The organism is Halopseudomonas sp. 4NH20-0008, from assembly GCF_057548395.1.
Genome location: NZ_BAAJMD010000008.1, coordinates 1 through 12,250 on the forward strand (window position 1 = coordinate 1; position 12,250 = coordinate 12,250).

Sequence of the window (12,250 nt, forward strand, 5' to 3'; positions counted from 1 at the left end):
ATGCTGGAAAATACGTTGGTTGGTGCGCAGGCCCAGATAGAACAGGTGCGGCACCAGACGCAGGTGATAACGGGTCAGGCGTTTGCCGGCATCGCCCTGGGCGACGCGGTGAATCAGGCCGTGGATACCCTTGTCCTGCCCGGCAAAGCTTAGAAAGGCCGGTTGCTGCAACAGGGTTTCGATATCCAGATCCGGGCGCTCACTGACCAGGACCAGCTCGAAGCGGTAAGGCTGGCTGATCTGCTCGACGCCGTCGAAGGACAGCACCTTGAAGTCGTGGCTGATGCCGGGGATAGCGAGGGTGAAGTCGGCCTGATTGGCTGGGGCGAACATCCTATCTTCCTTGATCGGGTAAGCGACATGCAGAGTGGTCTGCAGACCTGTATGGATACAGGCGCCCGATTATCGCAGAAATGCGTGGTAAAAAATGTGCGCGGGTAGACAAAATCGGCAGGCACTTGGCCATTGATCGGCAGAAAAATCCGTTTGTATTCAACGAGCTAAGTGCGCAAGAAGTTGCGCACTTAGCTCGTTCAGGATCCCTTTCAGGCGCTTACAGACCCTGAGAGAAAAGCAGGGTATTAGTCGTCGATCTCAATCAACTCGGTAGCCGGTTGCGTCGTTGGCGGCTCAACATGGACAGCCTGCAGCGGCTCGCTGGGGGCCGTCGTCAGGGGCAGGTAGTCCGGTGACTCAGGCTTGCGCCAGTCAGGGCACTGCGGGCTAACCGTGATCTCGAAGGGTTCCAGTGCAAAGGCCCGAACACCCTGGGAAGCGGGTGGTAAATAATGGAAGTCGTGATCCGGAACCTGAATGGCATTGAACCAGCCATTGGGAATCCAGTTATGCTCTGGCGAGGGCAACACCCGGCCATTGAAATGACCGCCGCGTGAAAAGGCACGCAGTACATCGTAAGCCGAGTTCATGCAATTACGCCCGAACAGCTCGTAGCGTTGAGCGCTGACCCAGGCCATGACGTGCATGGCGGCATCCGGATCAGGCCAGACCTGGTCAGTCATAGTAAGAAATTTGTAGTAGTTGTACTCCGCACCCTGGTGAACCATGTTGGCAAAGACCTGCAATGCCTGCTGCAAGCCCGGCACCCGATATGACCAGAAGCCATTCAGACGATTGCCGTTAGCCCATTGATCACCTTCAACCGCAGCCACCATCCACTGGCCGTCAGGCAGTTCAAAACCCCAACCCACATGACCCAGCAGCGGCTGACCCAACAGGTCTGGACGTTTGGGACACAACACCACTATAGCGTTAGCCTTGCTCATTGCGTTCCCTCGCTTTTCAGTTATCCATGCAGCGCAGCACGCCCCCTGGCGCTGCTTCAAGCCCGGTATTCAGGGCCTGAGATGATCATAGCTGTGATTGCAGATAATTTTCCAGGCCCACCAGGTTGATCAACCGCAGTTGCTGCTCAAGCCAATAGGCGTGGTCTTCTTCGGTATCCTTGAGCTGGACTTCAAGTATCTCGCGGGTCTGATAATCACCGTGCTTTTCGCACAGGGTGATGGCCCTGGCCAGATTGTCACGCACCTCGTACTCGAGCTTGAGATCAGCTGCCAGCATGTCAGGCACGGTATAACCGGGCAGGATGGCTAAAGGCCGCATATCCGGCTTACCCTCCAGAAACAGGATGCGCTTGAGGATGGCGTCAGCGTGCTGGGTTTCTTCCTCCATCTCATGATTGATGCGCTCGTACAGCTTGGCCAAGCCCATATCTTCATATAACCGCGAGTGAAGAAAGTACTGATCACGCGCGCCCAGCTCACCGCGCAGCAAGGCGACAAGGCAATCAACAACGTCCTGATGGACCTTCATGGCAACTATCTCCAGCTCCAATACATGTAGGTCGATTGTGCCCGATTAAGGCGGCGCTGAACAATTCATTGCATCCTTTCATTGCACCCTCTTTGCAGGCTCGAGAGGCCATAGTCAAATCAGGTAACAGATGGGCTGCAGATGGCCGCGATAGCCATTGACGCAACAGCCGATTCGCCTGAGTCTTGGCTACCCTGACAACAACACACTCAGGCCATTTCAGACAAACAAAGGAAACACCATGTTCAGTCACGTCATGCTCGGCGCCAACGACATTCAGGCCTCCAAGGCGTTCTACGACGCCATCCTCGGCGTTGTCGGCTGCAAACCCGGCGTTATCGACGACAAGGGCCGCTGCTTCTACTTCACCAAGACCGGCACCTTCGCACTCAGCAAGCCGATTGATGGCCAGCCCGCCAGCCACGGCAACGGCAGCACCATCGGCTTTGCCATGGAAAGCCCGGAACAGGCTGACGCCTGGCACGCCGCGGGTCTCGCTGCAGGTGGCGTAGCCTGTGAAGATCCACCGGGCGTTCGCCAGGGCAACGGCGTACAACTCTACCTCGCCTACCTGCGCGACCCGTCAGGCAACAAGATCTGCGCCTTACACCGCATGGTCTGATCGACCAGGTAGCATTGCGCTCCGAGAATAAGCCCCGACACTTGAGACGGGGCTTGTTTTAGGTAACTCGCATTTAGCACGTATCTAGCCATTCCCTGCACAACGCTCAAGTCCAGCGCCGTACACGCCGCATCACGACTGCCTGATGACCCCCGCCCCTCAAACAGGTATCATTCCCCCCTTTTCCACCCGACACCAACAGAAGCCGAATGTCCATGTCCAGCCATAGCACGCCCCGTCAGATTCTGGTTACCAGCGCCCTGCCCTATGCCAATGGTTCGATCCATTTGGGGCATATGCTTGAGTACATTCAGACCGACATATGGGTGCGCTTTCAGAAACTGCGCGGCAACCAGTGCGTCTACGTCTGTGCCGATGATGCCCACGGCTCGGCAATCATGTTGCGGGCAGAGAAGGAAGGCATTACCTCCGAGCAGCTGATAGATAACGTCAAAGCCGAGCATACTGCCGATTTCGCTGATTTTCTGGTCAATTTCGACAACTATCACTCCACGCATTCGGCCGAAAACAAGTACTTTTCCGAGCTGATATACGAGCGCCTGAAGGCGGCTGGGCATATCGCCACCCGTTCGGTTACACAGTACTTCGACCCGGAAAAGGCCATGTTCCTGGCCGACCGCTTTATCAAGGGCACCTGCCCCAAATGTGCGGCGGAAGACCAGTACGGCGACAACTGCGAGAAATGCGGTGCCACCTACGAGCCCACTGAGCTGAAGAACCCGCGCTCGGCGATCTCAGGCGCCACCCCGGTACTGAAGGACTCCAAGCACTTCTTCTTCCGCCTGCAGGACTTCAGCGACATGCTCAAGGGCTGGACGCGCAGCGGTGCCCTGCAGGACGCGGTAGCCAACAAGATTGCCGAGTGGCTGGATTCGGGCCTGCAGGAATGGGATATCAGCCGTGATGCACCCTACTTCGGCTTTGAAATCCCCGGCGAGCCGGGCAAGTACTTCTATGTCTGGCTGGATGCTCCCATCGGCTACATGGCCAGCTTCAAGAACCTCTGTGAACGCCGTCCGGATCTGGACTTTGATGCCTTCTGGAGCAGCGACTCCAAGGCCGAGCTGTATCACTTTATCGGCAAGGACATCGTCAACTTCCATGCGCTGTTCTGGCCGGCCATGCTCGAAGGCGCCAACTTCCGCAAGCCGACCGGCATCAACGTGCACGGTTACCTGACGGTGAATGGCCAGAAAATGTCCAAATCGCGCGGCACCTTTATCAAGGCCCGCACCTATCTGGATCACCTGTCGCCGGAATACCTGCGCTATTACTACGCTGCCAAACTGAGCCGCGGCGTCGAAGATCTGGACCTGAGCCTGGACGACTTTATACAGAAGGTGAACTCCGATCTGGTCGGCAAGGTGGTGAATATCGCCAGCCGTTGCGCGGGCTTTATTCACAAGGGCAACAACGGCGTCATGGTGGCGGCCAACCCGGCCCCGGAACTGACCGACGCCTTTGCTGCCGCCGCGCCAGGCATTGCTGACGCCTATGAGAAGCGCGACTTCTCCCGCGCCATGCGCGACATCATGGCGTTGGCAGACAAGGCCAACGCCTATATTGCCGACAAGGCGCCCTGGGCCTTGAACAAGGTTGAAGGCAAGCAGGCTGAAGTGCAGGCGATCTGCGCCCTGGGTATCAACCTGTTCCGCCAGCTGGTGATCTTCCTCAAGCCGGTATTGCCAAAACTGGCCGCCGATGCGGAAGCCTTCCTGAACGAACCGGAACTGAACTGGGACAGCCACAAAACGCTGTTGGCCGACCACCAATTGAACGCCTTTACGCCCCTGCTGACGCGCATCGAACCAGCAAAAATCGACGCCATGGTTGAGGCCTCCAAGGAAGACCTGGAAGCCACAACAACCAACGCTGCGCCTGCTGGTAACGGTGAGTTGAGCAAGGAACCACTGGCAGCAGAGATTGACTTCAATACCTTTGCCGCCGTGGACCTGCGCATAGCCCTGATCGAAAAGGCCGAATTTGTTGAGGGTGCAGACAAGCTGCTGCGCTTGACGCTGGATATTGGTGATGCCAAACGCAATGTGTTCTCAGGTATCAAGAGCGCTTATCCTGACCCCAGCAAGCTGGAAGGCAAGTTGACACTTTATGTAGCCAATTTGGCGGCACGCAAGATGAAATTCGGCCTGTCTGAGGGTATGGTGCTGGCGGCTGGCCCAGGCGGTGAGGAGATTTACCTGTTGAGCCCGGATTCAGGCGCCAAGCCTGGGCAGCGGGTTAAGTAGCACAAGGCGAGTAGCCTGGTTTTTCTTGAGGGATTGCAGGCTGATTAAAGCGGTGTTGCCAACCGCCTGTTTTGGACCGTCTATGCCCAGGTCGAAAATTGCTCCTGCATTTTCGACACTTCCGCCATCCATGGCGGTCGGGATGGGCATAGCGAGCTTACAAGGACGTATTAACAGCGTGTCCAAAACAGGCGGCTGGCAATACCGCAAGCACAGAGTCATCAGACTCATGCGGACTCTCAGCACTCATTAACGGTTAGGTAACATGACAGAATTTGCCCTGATCCTGATCAGTACCATACTGGTCAACAACTTTGTGCTGGTGCAGTTTCTCGGCCTTTGCCCCTTTATGGGCGTGTCCGGCAAGCTGGAGACCGCCATTGGCATGTCCATGGCCACCACCTTTGTGCTGACGCTGGCGTCGATTCTCAGCTACCTGACCTTCCAGTACATTCTGGTGCCCTTTGAACTGGAATTTCTGCGCACCATCTCCTTCATTCTGGTGATTGCCGTGGTCGTGCAATTTACCGAAATGGTCGTACACAAGACCAGCCCGCTGCTGTACCGCGTACTCGGCATCTTTCTGCCGCTGATTACCACCAACTGCGCGGTACTGGGCGTCGCCCTGCTGAACACCAACCGCGCCGAACAGACCTTTATGCAATCTGCCGTCTACGGCCTGGGCGCCGCACTGGGCTTCTCACTGATTCTGATTCTGTTCGCCGGCCTGCGTGAACGCATCGCCATTGCCGACGTGCCCGCTCCGTTTCAGGGCGCGGCCATCGGCATGATCACCGCCGGGCTGATGTCACTGGCCTTTATGGGCTTTACCGGATTGATAAGGCTCTAACATGTCCATCGTCCTGACTGCCATTCTCGTCCTGCTGGGCCTGGCGCTGATCTTCGGCGCCATCCTCGGCTATGCCGCCATTCGCTTCAAAGTCGAAGGCGACCCGATTGTTGACCAGATCAACGCCCTACTCCCGCAAACCCAGTGCGGCCAGTGCGGCCACCCCGGCTGCAAGCCCTACGCCGAAGGTATCGCCAATGGCGAGCCGATCAACAAATGTCCGCCCGGCGGCGAATCCACCATTCACGCCCTGGCCGACCTGCTGGACATAGAAGCGCCGCCGCTGGATGCCGAGCATGGCGAAGAAAAACCGAAAATGGTCGCCTACATCCGCGAAGCCGAATGCATCGGCTGCACCAAATGCATCCAGGCCTGCCCGGTCGATGCCATCCTCGGCGCCGCCAAACAGATGCACACCGTGATTATTGATGAATGTACCGGTTGCGACCTGTGCGTCGAGCCCTGCCCCGTAGACTGTATCGACATGCTGCCGTTGCCGACTACCGCGCAGAACTGGAAGTGGGAATTCCCCTTGCCCGCGGCAAAACTGATTGCCACTGACGCCCAACAGGGAGCTGCATGATGCTGGCCAAGGTGAGAATCTGGGATATTCCAGGCGGTATTCACCCCGCAGAACACAAGCATGAATCCACCCAGCGCGGGCTGGAAGTGGCACCCCTGCCCAAACAGCTGATTCTGCCCCTGCAACAGCATATCGGCGCCCGGGCCGAACCCCTGGTAGCCGTTGGCGACAAGGTTCTCAAGGGACAAATGCTGGCCGAAGCCAGCGGACTGGTCAGCTGCCCCCTGCATGCGCCTACCTCAGGCACCGTCACGGCCATCGGCCCCGCCCCCTTCCCTCATGCCTCCGGACTGGACGAGTGGGCCATCACCCTCGACAGCGACGGCCAGGATCAGTGGACAGAGCTCAACCCGGTTGCCGATTACCGCGCTCTGGAGCCCACCACCCTGCTCGAGCTGATTCGTCAGGCCGGGATCAGCGGACTGGGCGGCGCGGGCTTTCCGACCGCCGTCAAGCTGAATGCGCGACCGGAACAGAAAATCCATACCCTGATCGTCAACGGCACCGAGTGCGAGCCTTACATTACCGCTGATGACACCGTCATGCGCTACCGCGCCGACGCCATCGTCGCGGGTATCGACATCATCAGCCACCTGCTAAATCCCGAGCAGATACTGATTGGCATTGAAGACAATAAGCCCGAAGCGATTGCCGCCATGGGCGCCGCTGTCGGTGACAAAGCCATGCAGGTGGTGGTCTTTCCGACCAAATACCCGTCCGGCGGTGAAAAGCAGCTGATCCAGATTCTCACCGGCCTGGAAGTACCCAGTGGTGGTCTGCCAGCGGATATTGGCATGGTCTGCATGAACACCAATACCCTGGCTGCCATTCACGACGCCGTAGTGCTTGGCCAACCGCTGATCAAGCGCATTACCACCCTGACCGGGGCCGCCCTCAGCCGCCCGACCAATGTCGAAGCGCTGATTGGCACACCGATCCGCGACCTGCTGGCCTTCGCCGGCTTGCAGCCCGAACGCTTGCACCGCCTGGTCATGGGCGGCCCGATGATGGGCTTCACTCTGCAAAGCCTCGACGCGCCGATTATCAAAACCACCAACTGCCTGCTTGCAGCGACGCTCGACGAGTTGCCACCACCGCCACCGGCCCAGGCCTGCATTCGCTGCGGCCTGTGTGCCGAAGCCTGCCCGGCCGAACTGCTGCCGCAACAGTTGCACTGGTTTGCCCTGGGCAAGGACTACGAACAGCTCAAGCGTCAGCACCTGTTCGACTGCATCGAATGCGGCGCCTGCTCCTACGTGTGCCCCAGCAGTATCCCGCTGGTGCAGTACTATCGCGCCGCCAAGGCCGAGATCCGCGTGCAGGACCTGCAGCAGCACAAGTCCGATCATGCCAAGCAGCGCTTTGAACAGCGTCAGGAACGCCTGCAGCGTGAGGCCGAGCAGAAAGAGCTGGATCGCCAGGCTCGTGCGGAAAAGGCCGCACGCATGAAAGCCGCCAAGGAAAGTCAGGCCAGCAGCAGCGAGCCAGTCAGCGACAGCAACGCCGAACCCGACGTAGCACGGCTGCAGGCACAGAAGCCCAGCGGGTTGAGTCCTGAGCAGAAGCAACTGAAGATTGCTGCTGCCACTGCGCAAATGGCGGTCAAGAAAGCCCACAAACAGTTGGCCGCCAACCCTGACAACAGCGAACTGCAGGCACAGATACCGGCACTCGAGCAGGCCGCCGATCTGGCCCAGAAGGCTTACGAGGCCGCTGCGGGCGAAACCGCCACGCCGGCTGAAGCCACCGCCAAGCCCGTCGATGAGGCGCTGAAAAAAGCCAAGCTGGATCGGGTCATGGCCAACGCCGCGCTGAAAAAAGCCGAACGCGAGCTGGCCGCCAACCCCGAGGATGCCAGCCTGCAAAGCGCCGCCGAACAGGCCAGGAGTAACGCCGCCAGTGCTGAACAGGCCCTGCACGCCGCAGAAGAAAACAGCCCGATACCGCCCCCGACCAGGCAACTGACCGAGAAAAGACCGGTGGACGAGGCAACCCGTCAATTGAAGACCGACCTGGCCATGGCCAAGGCGGCCTTCAAGAAGGCCGAACGTGCAGCCCAGGACAGCCCCGACGACGAGGCGGCCAGCGCCGAGCTGACCCGGGTGCGCACTGAACTGGATGCGGCGGCCAAAGCCTTCGCCGAGCACATGGCCCGCAAGGAGACCCTCTGATGGCCCTGCCCCGTATCACCTCACCGCACGCCCGCGGCAACAACCGCACTCAGGTGATCATGCTCTGGGTGTTGGCGGCGACCCTGCCCGGCGTGGTTGCCATGACCTGGTTTTTTGGCTGGGGCACGCTGATTAACATCGTGCTGGCCAGCAGCTTTGCACTGGCCACCGAAGCCTTGATCCTAAAGCTGCGTAAACGCCCTCTAGGCTTCTTCCTGAGTGATGGCAGTGCCCTGGTCACCGCTTGGCTGCTGGCCCTTGCCCTGCCGCCTCTGGCGCCTTGGTGGCTGGTGCTGATTGCCAGCAGCTTTGCCATCGTTTTTGGCAAACAACTCTACGGCGGACTGGGGCAGAACCCCTTCAACCCGGCGATGCTTGGTTATGCCGTGGTGCTGATCTCCTTTCCGGTGGAAATGACCAGTTGGCCGGCCTTCCGTGGAGCAGAACATCTGTTTCCTGATGTGCAGCCCATACTCGGCCTGTTCGAGTCCCTGCAACGCGTCTTTACGCCGGCAGCACTGGCGATTGATGGCTGGTCTCTGGCCACACCGCTGGACGTACTGAAAAACAATAAAAGCCTGACCCTGGCCGAGTTGCACACCGCCCAGCCGGTGTTTGGCTCTTTTTCAGGCATTGGCTGGGAGTGGGTCAGCATCGCCTATCTGGCTGGCGGCCTGCTGTTGATCTACAAGAAAATCTTCACCTGGCATGCCCCGGTCGGCATGCTCGCCGCGCTGGGCATCATGAGCCTGCTGTTCTGGAACGGCTCCGGGTCCGACTCCAACGGCTCACCGCTGTTCCATCTGCTCGGCGGTGCGACCATGCTGGGTGCCTTTTTCATCATCACTGATCCGGTTTCCGGTGCCACCAGCAAGCTCGGGCGTCTGGTCTTTGGTGCGGGTGTCGGCATCCTGGTTTACCTGATTCGCGCCTGGGGTGGTTACCCCGACGCCGTGGCTTTTGCCGTGCTGCTGATGAACCTGGCCGCACCAACCATTGATTACTACACCACACCGCGTACCTATGGTCATCGCAAGGCCGAACGCGGCATGGGCAAGGTGGACTGATATGGAAAACCCCAATACCGCCGGCAGCTCTGTACTGCGCAACAGCATTATTCTGGGCGTTTTCGCCATGGTTACCGTGGGTTTGATCGCCTTTACCCAGCTGGGCACCGCACCGCGTATTGCCGAGGAACAGCGACGGGTGCAAATGAGCGCCCTGAATGAAATCCTGCCCCACGATCAGCATGACAATGATCTACTGGAAGACAGCTTCAGCCTGTCAGACCGCGCGTTGCTGGGCCACAGGGGTGAGGCCGTTGCCTATCGCGGCCGCCAGGCGGGTGAAGTGGTCGCCGTGATTCTGCCGGTGGTTGCACCCGATGGGTATAGCGGCCGAATCGACTTACTGGTCGGCATCCGTGCCAACGGTGAGATTGCTGGTGTACGGACCCTGCGGCACCGTGAAACACCCGGTCTGGGTGACAAGGTTGAGCTGAACAAAAGCACCTGGGTTCTGGACTTCAATGGCAAATCCCTGAGCATGCCCGCTCCAGAAGATTGGGCGGTGCGCAAGGATGGCGGTGACTTTGACCAGTTCACCGGCGCCACCATTACCCCCCGCGCGGTGGTGCAGGCGGTGTATCGCGCCCTGCAATATTTCGAAGCCAACCGTGATCAACTGCTTGAGCTGAACACCGAGGAGCTTGCCCGTGGCTAGTACCCGCTTAGTCGATATCACCAAGGACGGCCTGTGGCACAACAACCCCGGCCTGGTGCAGTTGCTCGGGCTGTGCCCATTGCTGGGGGTCAGCAGCACCGCGGTCAACGCCCTGGGTCTGGGCCTGGCGACCATCCTGGTGCTGGTCGGTTCCAACTTCGCCGTCTCGCTGATCCGCAGCGCCGTGACCGAGGCCGTTCGCCTGCCAGCCTTCGTGATGATCATCGCGGCACTGACCACCTGTATCGAACTGCTGATGCAGGCCTTTACCTTTGAGCTGTACCAGATTCTTGGCATTTTCATTCCGCTGATCGTGACCAACTGCGCGATCCTTGGCCGAGCCGACGCCTTTGCTTCAAAAAACCCGATCCTGCCCTCGGTAGTCGACGGCTTAATGATGGGGTTGGGTTTTGCCCTGGTGCTGCTGGTACTCGGCATGCTGCGTGAGCTGGTCGGTTACGGCACCCTGTTCGCCGGTATGGATCTTCTGTTGGGGCCAATTGCCGCCGACTGGAAGATCGTGGTTTTTGCCAACTACAAGGATGTGCTGTTCGTCATTCTGCCACCGGGCGCATTCCTGTTCATGGGGCTACTGATCGCAGTGAAAAATCTGATCGATACCCAGGTCAAGGAACGCGCCGCCGCCCGCGCTGCCAAACCGGCCAAGGGCAGCAAGCGGGTCAGGGTGACCGGGGCGGTCAGCTGAGGACTTGGGGCTGGAAGCTGGAAGCTGGAAGCTGGAAGCTGGAAGCTGGAAGCTGGAAGCTGGAAGATCAGTCTTGGGCTTGATCTGTGAATAGCAAAGCTCTTTATTGATACCCTGAGGTGAGTGGAATCAGCTATGAACAAACTGAAACGTGAGGAAATCTTTCGGCGGTTGCGCGAAGACAATCCCACGCCGACCACCGAGCTGAATTACAGCAGCCCCTTTGAGCTGCTGATCGCTGTCATTCTCTCTGCTCAGTCCACTGATGTGGGCGTCAACAAAGCCACGGACAAATTGTTTCCGGTGGCGAATACACCCGAGGCCATCCATGCCCTGGGCGTTGATGGCCTGAGCGAGTTCATCAAGACCATCGGCCTGTATAACAGCAAGGCCCGGAATGTGATCGAAACCTGCCGGATCCTCATCGAACAGCACAGCAGCCAGGTTCCGGATAACCGCGAAGCGCTGGAGGCGTTGCCGGGTGTCGGCCGCAAGACCGCCAATGTGGTTCTCAATACCGCCTTCGGTCATCCCACCATGGCGGTAGACACGCATATTTTTCGCGTCAGCAACCGCACTGGCATTGCCCCGGGTAAAACCGTACTGGCGGTGGAAAAAAATCTGCTGAAACACATCCCCAAAGCTTATCTGGTCGATGCCCACCACTGGTTGATCCTGCATGGCCGCTATGTCTGCAAGGCCAGGTCGCCACAGTGCGGTAGTTGCAGAATTGAAGACCTCTGTGATTACAAGCAAAAGACCAATGATTAATCCGCCAAGCAGAAACTTATTGGCTGATTGAAAAATTCTATTTCCGCAAATGCATAACACCCGATATAAGGTGCGCAAATGGCATCTTCATTGTGGAGTTGAGTCATGGCCAAAGCCAAAGCGGATATTGAACTGGATGATGACGACTTCGTCGAAGAAGACGATGCGCCTGATACCGACAACTCGGCAAATTCCAAATCCAGTCTGACCAAGCGCAGACTGATTGATAACTATCTGGAAGAACGCCGCTTGCAAAAGCAGTTGACGGACTTTGATTTCGATCTTTGAATACCGAGTGCCGGCCTGCCCGGCACTGCGTTTCCCTTCACCCCTTTCTATCCGTTTGAACACGCACCCGCTTAATTGACTAAAACAATCAACATCATTCGATAAATCTGTTTTTACTATCGATTCGAGACGCCTACACTCGATCCATCGGGATTGATTCCCACTCTGATATCGAGGTGTACCATGGCAAAAACAACATCATTCGCAGTCATGCACTTCACTGTGGCCTTCGCTGTGGTGTACGCCATGACCGGCAATCTGGTTCTGGGCGGTGCGGTCGCGCTGGTTGAACCCGCCTTGAATACCGTTGCATTCCATTTCCATGAAAAGGTCTGGAAGCGGATTGAAGAGAAGCGCCGCAACCGCATTGGTATCAAGGTCCCTCCGGTCATGCAGGCATGATCGGAGCGGCCTGAGAGCGGTATTTGGCTTTAAAG

At 58.2% G+C, this 12,250-nt stretch carries 14 protein-coding genes; 11 read left to right on the forward strand and 3 right to left on the reverse strand.

Annotated elements, in window-relative coordinates; genetic code table 11:
- The 3 genes from AC27HQ_RS09445 to bfr form a co-directional block, all read right to left on the reverse strand.
- The coding region (locus AC27HQ_RS09445; RefSeq protein ID WP_487155909.1) for a contractile injection system protein, VgrG/Pvc8 family at positions 1-333 on the reverse strand (333 nt) is incomplete at its 3' end.
- Positions 334-581: 248 nt separating this feature from the next.
- Positions 582-1,283, reverse strand: coding sequence for a hypothetical protein (locus tag AC27HQ_RS09450; RefSeq protein WP_487155910.1), 702 nt, complete (start codon positions 1,281-1,283; stop codon positions 582-584).
- Between the two features lie 85 nt (positions 1,284-1,368).
- On the reverse strand, positions 1,369-1,833 hold the full coding sequence (gene bfr, locus AC27HQ_RS09455) for a bacterioferritin (RefSeq protein WP_487155911.1): 465 nt from the start codon (positions 1,831-1,833) through the stop codon (positions 1,369-1,371).
- Positions 1,834-2,074: 241 nt separating this feature from the next.
- Here bfr and AC27HQ_RS09460 point away from each other — a divergent pair, with 241 nt between their 5' ends.
- The 11 genes from AC27HQ_RS09460 (at position 2,075) to AC27HQ_RS09510 (ending at position 12,215) form a co-directional block, all read left to right on the forward strand.
- Complete coding sequence (locus AC27HQ_RS09460; protein WP_487155912.1) at positions 2,075-2,455, forward strand: VOC family protein; 381 nt, start codon at positions 2,075-2,077, stop codon at positions 2,453-2,455.
- A 215-nt stretch (positions 2,456-2,670) separates the two neighbouring features.
- Positions 2,671-4,722, forward strand: a complete 2,052-nt coding sequence (gene metG / locus AC27HQ_RS09465; RefSeq protein ID WP_487156056.1) for a methionine--tRNA ligase — start codon at positions 2,671-2,673, stop codon at positions 4,720-4,722.
- A gap of 265 nt (positions 4,723-4,987) precedes the next feature.
- On the forward strand, positions 4,988-5,572 hold the full coding sequence (gene rsxA, locus AC27HQ_RS09470; RefSeq protein ID WP_487155913.1) for an electron transport complex subunit RsxA: 585 nt from the start codon (positions 4,988-4,990) through the stop codon (positions 5,570-5,572).
- A 1-nt stretch (position 5,573) separates the two neighbouring features.
- Entirely contained in the window at positions 5,574-6,155 is a 582-nt protein-coding gene (gene rsxB / locus AC27HQ_RS09475) for an electron transport complex subunit RsxB (RefSeq protein ID WP_487155914.1), read from the forward strand.
- The gene (gene rsxC, locus AC27HQ_RS09480; RefSeq protein ID WP_487156057.1) at positions 6,155-8,326 is read left to right on the forward strand and encodes an electron transport complex subunit RsxC; all 2,172 of its coding nucleotides are present in this window, start codon (positions 6,155-6,157) and stop codon (positions 8,324-8,326) included. Before rsxB ends, rsxC begins: the two co-directional genes overlap by 1 nt.
- The gene (rsxD, locus tag AC27HQ_RS09485; protein WP_487155915.1) at positions 8,326-9,393 is read left to right on the forward strand and encodes an electron transport complex subunit RsxD; all 1,068 of its coding nucleotides are present in this window, start codon (positions 8,326-8,328) and stop codon (positions 9,391-9,393) included. The genes rsxC and rsxD overlap by 1 nt, the downstream gene beginning before the upstream one ends.
- 1 nt (position 9,394) lies before the next feature.
- Positions 9,395-10,048: an electron transport complex subunit RsxG gene (gene rsxG, locus AC27HQ_RS09490; RefSeq protein WP_487155916.1), complete on the forward strand. Its 654-nt coding sequence runs from the start codon at positions 9,395-9,397 to the stop codon at positions 10,046-10,048.
- Entirely contained in the window at positions 10,041-10,754 is a 714-nt protein-coding gene (locus AC27HQ_RS09495) for an electron transport complex subunit E (protein ID WP_487155917.1), read from the forward strand. Before rsxG ends, AC27HQ_RS09495 begins: the two co-directional genes overlap by 8 nt.
- A gap of 135 nt (positions 10,755-10,889) precedes the next feature.
- On the forward strand, positions 10,890-11,525 hold the full coding sequence (gene nth, locus AC27HQ_RS09500; RefSeq protein ID WP_487155918.1) for an endonuclease III: 636 nt from the start codon (positions 10,890-10,892) through the stop codon (positions 11,523-11,525).
- Between the two features lie 105 nt (positions 11,526-11,630).
- Positions 11,631-11,813: a PA3496 family putative envelope integrity protein gene (locus AC27HQ_RS09505; protein WP_487155919.1), complete on the forward strand. Its 183-nt coding sequence runs from the start codon at positions 11,631-11,633 to the stop codon at positions 11,811-11,813.
- 183 nt (positions 11,814-11,996) lie between these two features.
- The gene (locus AC27HQ_RS09510; protein WP_487155920.1) at positions 11,997-12,215 is read left to right on the forward strand and encodes a DUF2061 domain-containing protein; all 219 of its coding nucleotides are present in this window, start codon (positions 11,997-11,999) and stop codon (positions 12,213-12,215) included.
- Positions 12,216-12,250 lie beyond the last annotated feature (35 nt).

Excerpts from the sequence above, each read along its gene's own strand:
- AC27HQ_RS09450 (WP_487155910.1), bottom strand. The coding sequence starts at position 1,283 with ATGAGCAAGGCTAACGCTATAGTGGTGTTGTGTCCCAAACGTCCAGAC.
- bfr (WP_487155911.1), bottom strand. The coding sequence starts at position 1,833 with ATGAAGGTCCATCAGGACGTTGTTGATTGCCTTGTCGCCTTGCTGCGC.
- AC27HQ_RS09460 (WP_487155912.1), top strand. The coding sequence starts at position 2,075 with ATGTTCAGTCACGTCATGCTCGGCGCCAACGACATTCAGGCCTCCAAG.
- rsxA (WP_487155913.1), top strand. The coding sequence starts at position 4,988 with ATGACAGAATTTGCCCTGATCCTGATCAGTACCATACTGGTCAACAAC.
- nth (WP_487155918.1), top strand. The coding sequence starts at position 10,890 with ATGAACAAACTGAAACGTGAGGAAATCTTTCGGCGGTTGCGCGAAGAC.
- rsxG (WP_487155916.1), top strand. The coding sequence starts at position 9,395 with ATGGAAAACCCCAATACCGCCGGCAGCTCTGTACTGCGCAACAGCATT.
- metG (WP_487156056.1), top strand. The coding sequence starts at position 2,671 with ATGTCCAGCCATAGCACGCCCCGTCAGATTCTGGTTACCAGCGCCCTG.
- AC27HQ_RS09505 (WP_487155919.1), top strand. The coding sequence starts at position 11,631 with ATGGCCAAAGCCAAAGCGGATATTGAACTGGATGATGACGACTTCGTC.
- rsxD (WP_487155915.1), top strand. The coding sequence starts at position 8,326 with ATGGCCCTGCCCCGTATCACCTCACCGCACGCCCGCGGCAACAACCGC.
- rsxC (WP_487156057.1), top strand. The coding sequence starts at position 6,155 with ATGCTGGCCAAGGTGAGAATCTGGGATATTCCAGGCGGTATTCACCCC.
- AC27HQ_RS09510 (WP_487155920.1), top strand. The coding sequence starts at position 11,997 with ATGGCAAAAACAACATCATTCGCAGTCATGCACTTCACTGTGGCCTTC.
- rsxB (WP_487155914.1), top strand. The coding sequence starts at position 5,574 with ATGTCCATCGTCCTGACTGCCATTCTCGTCCTGCTGGGCCTGGCGCTG.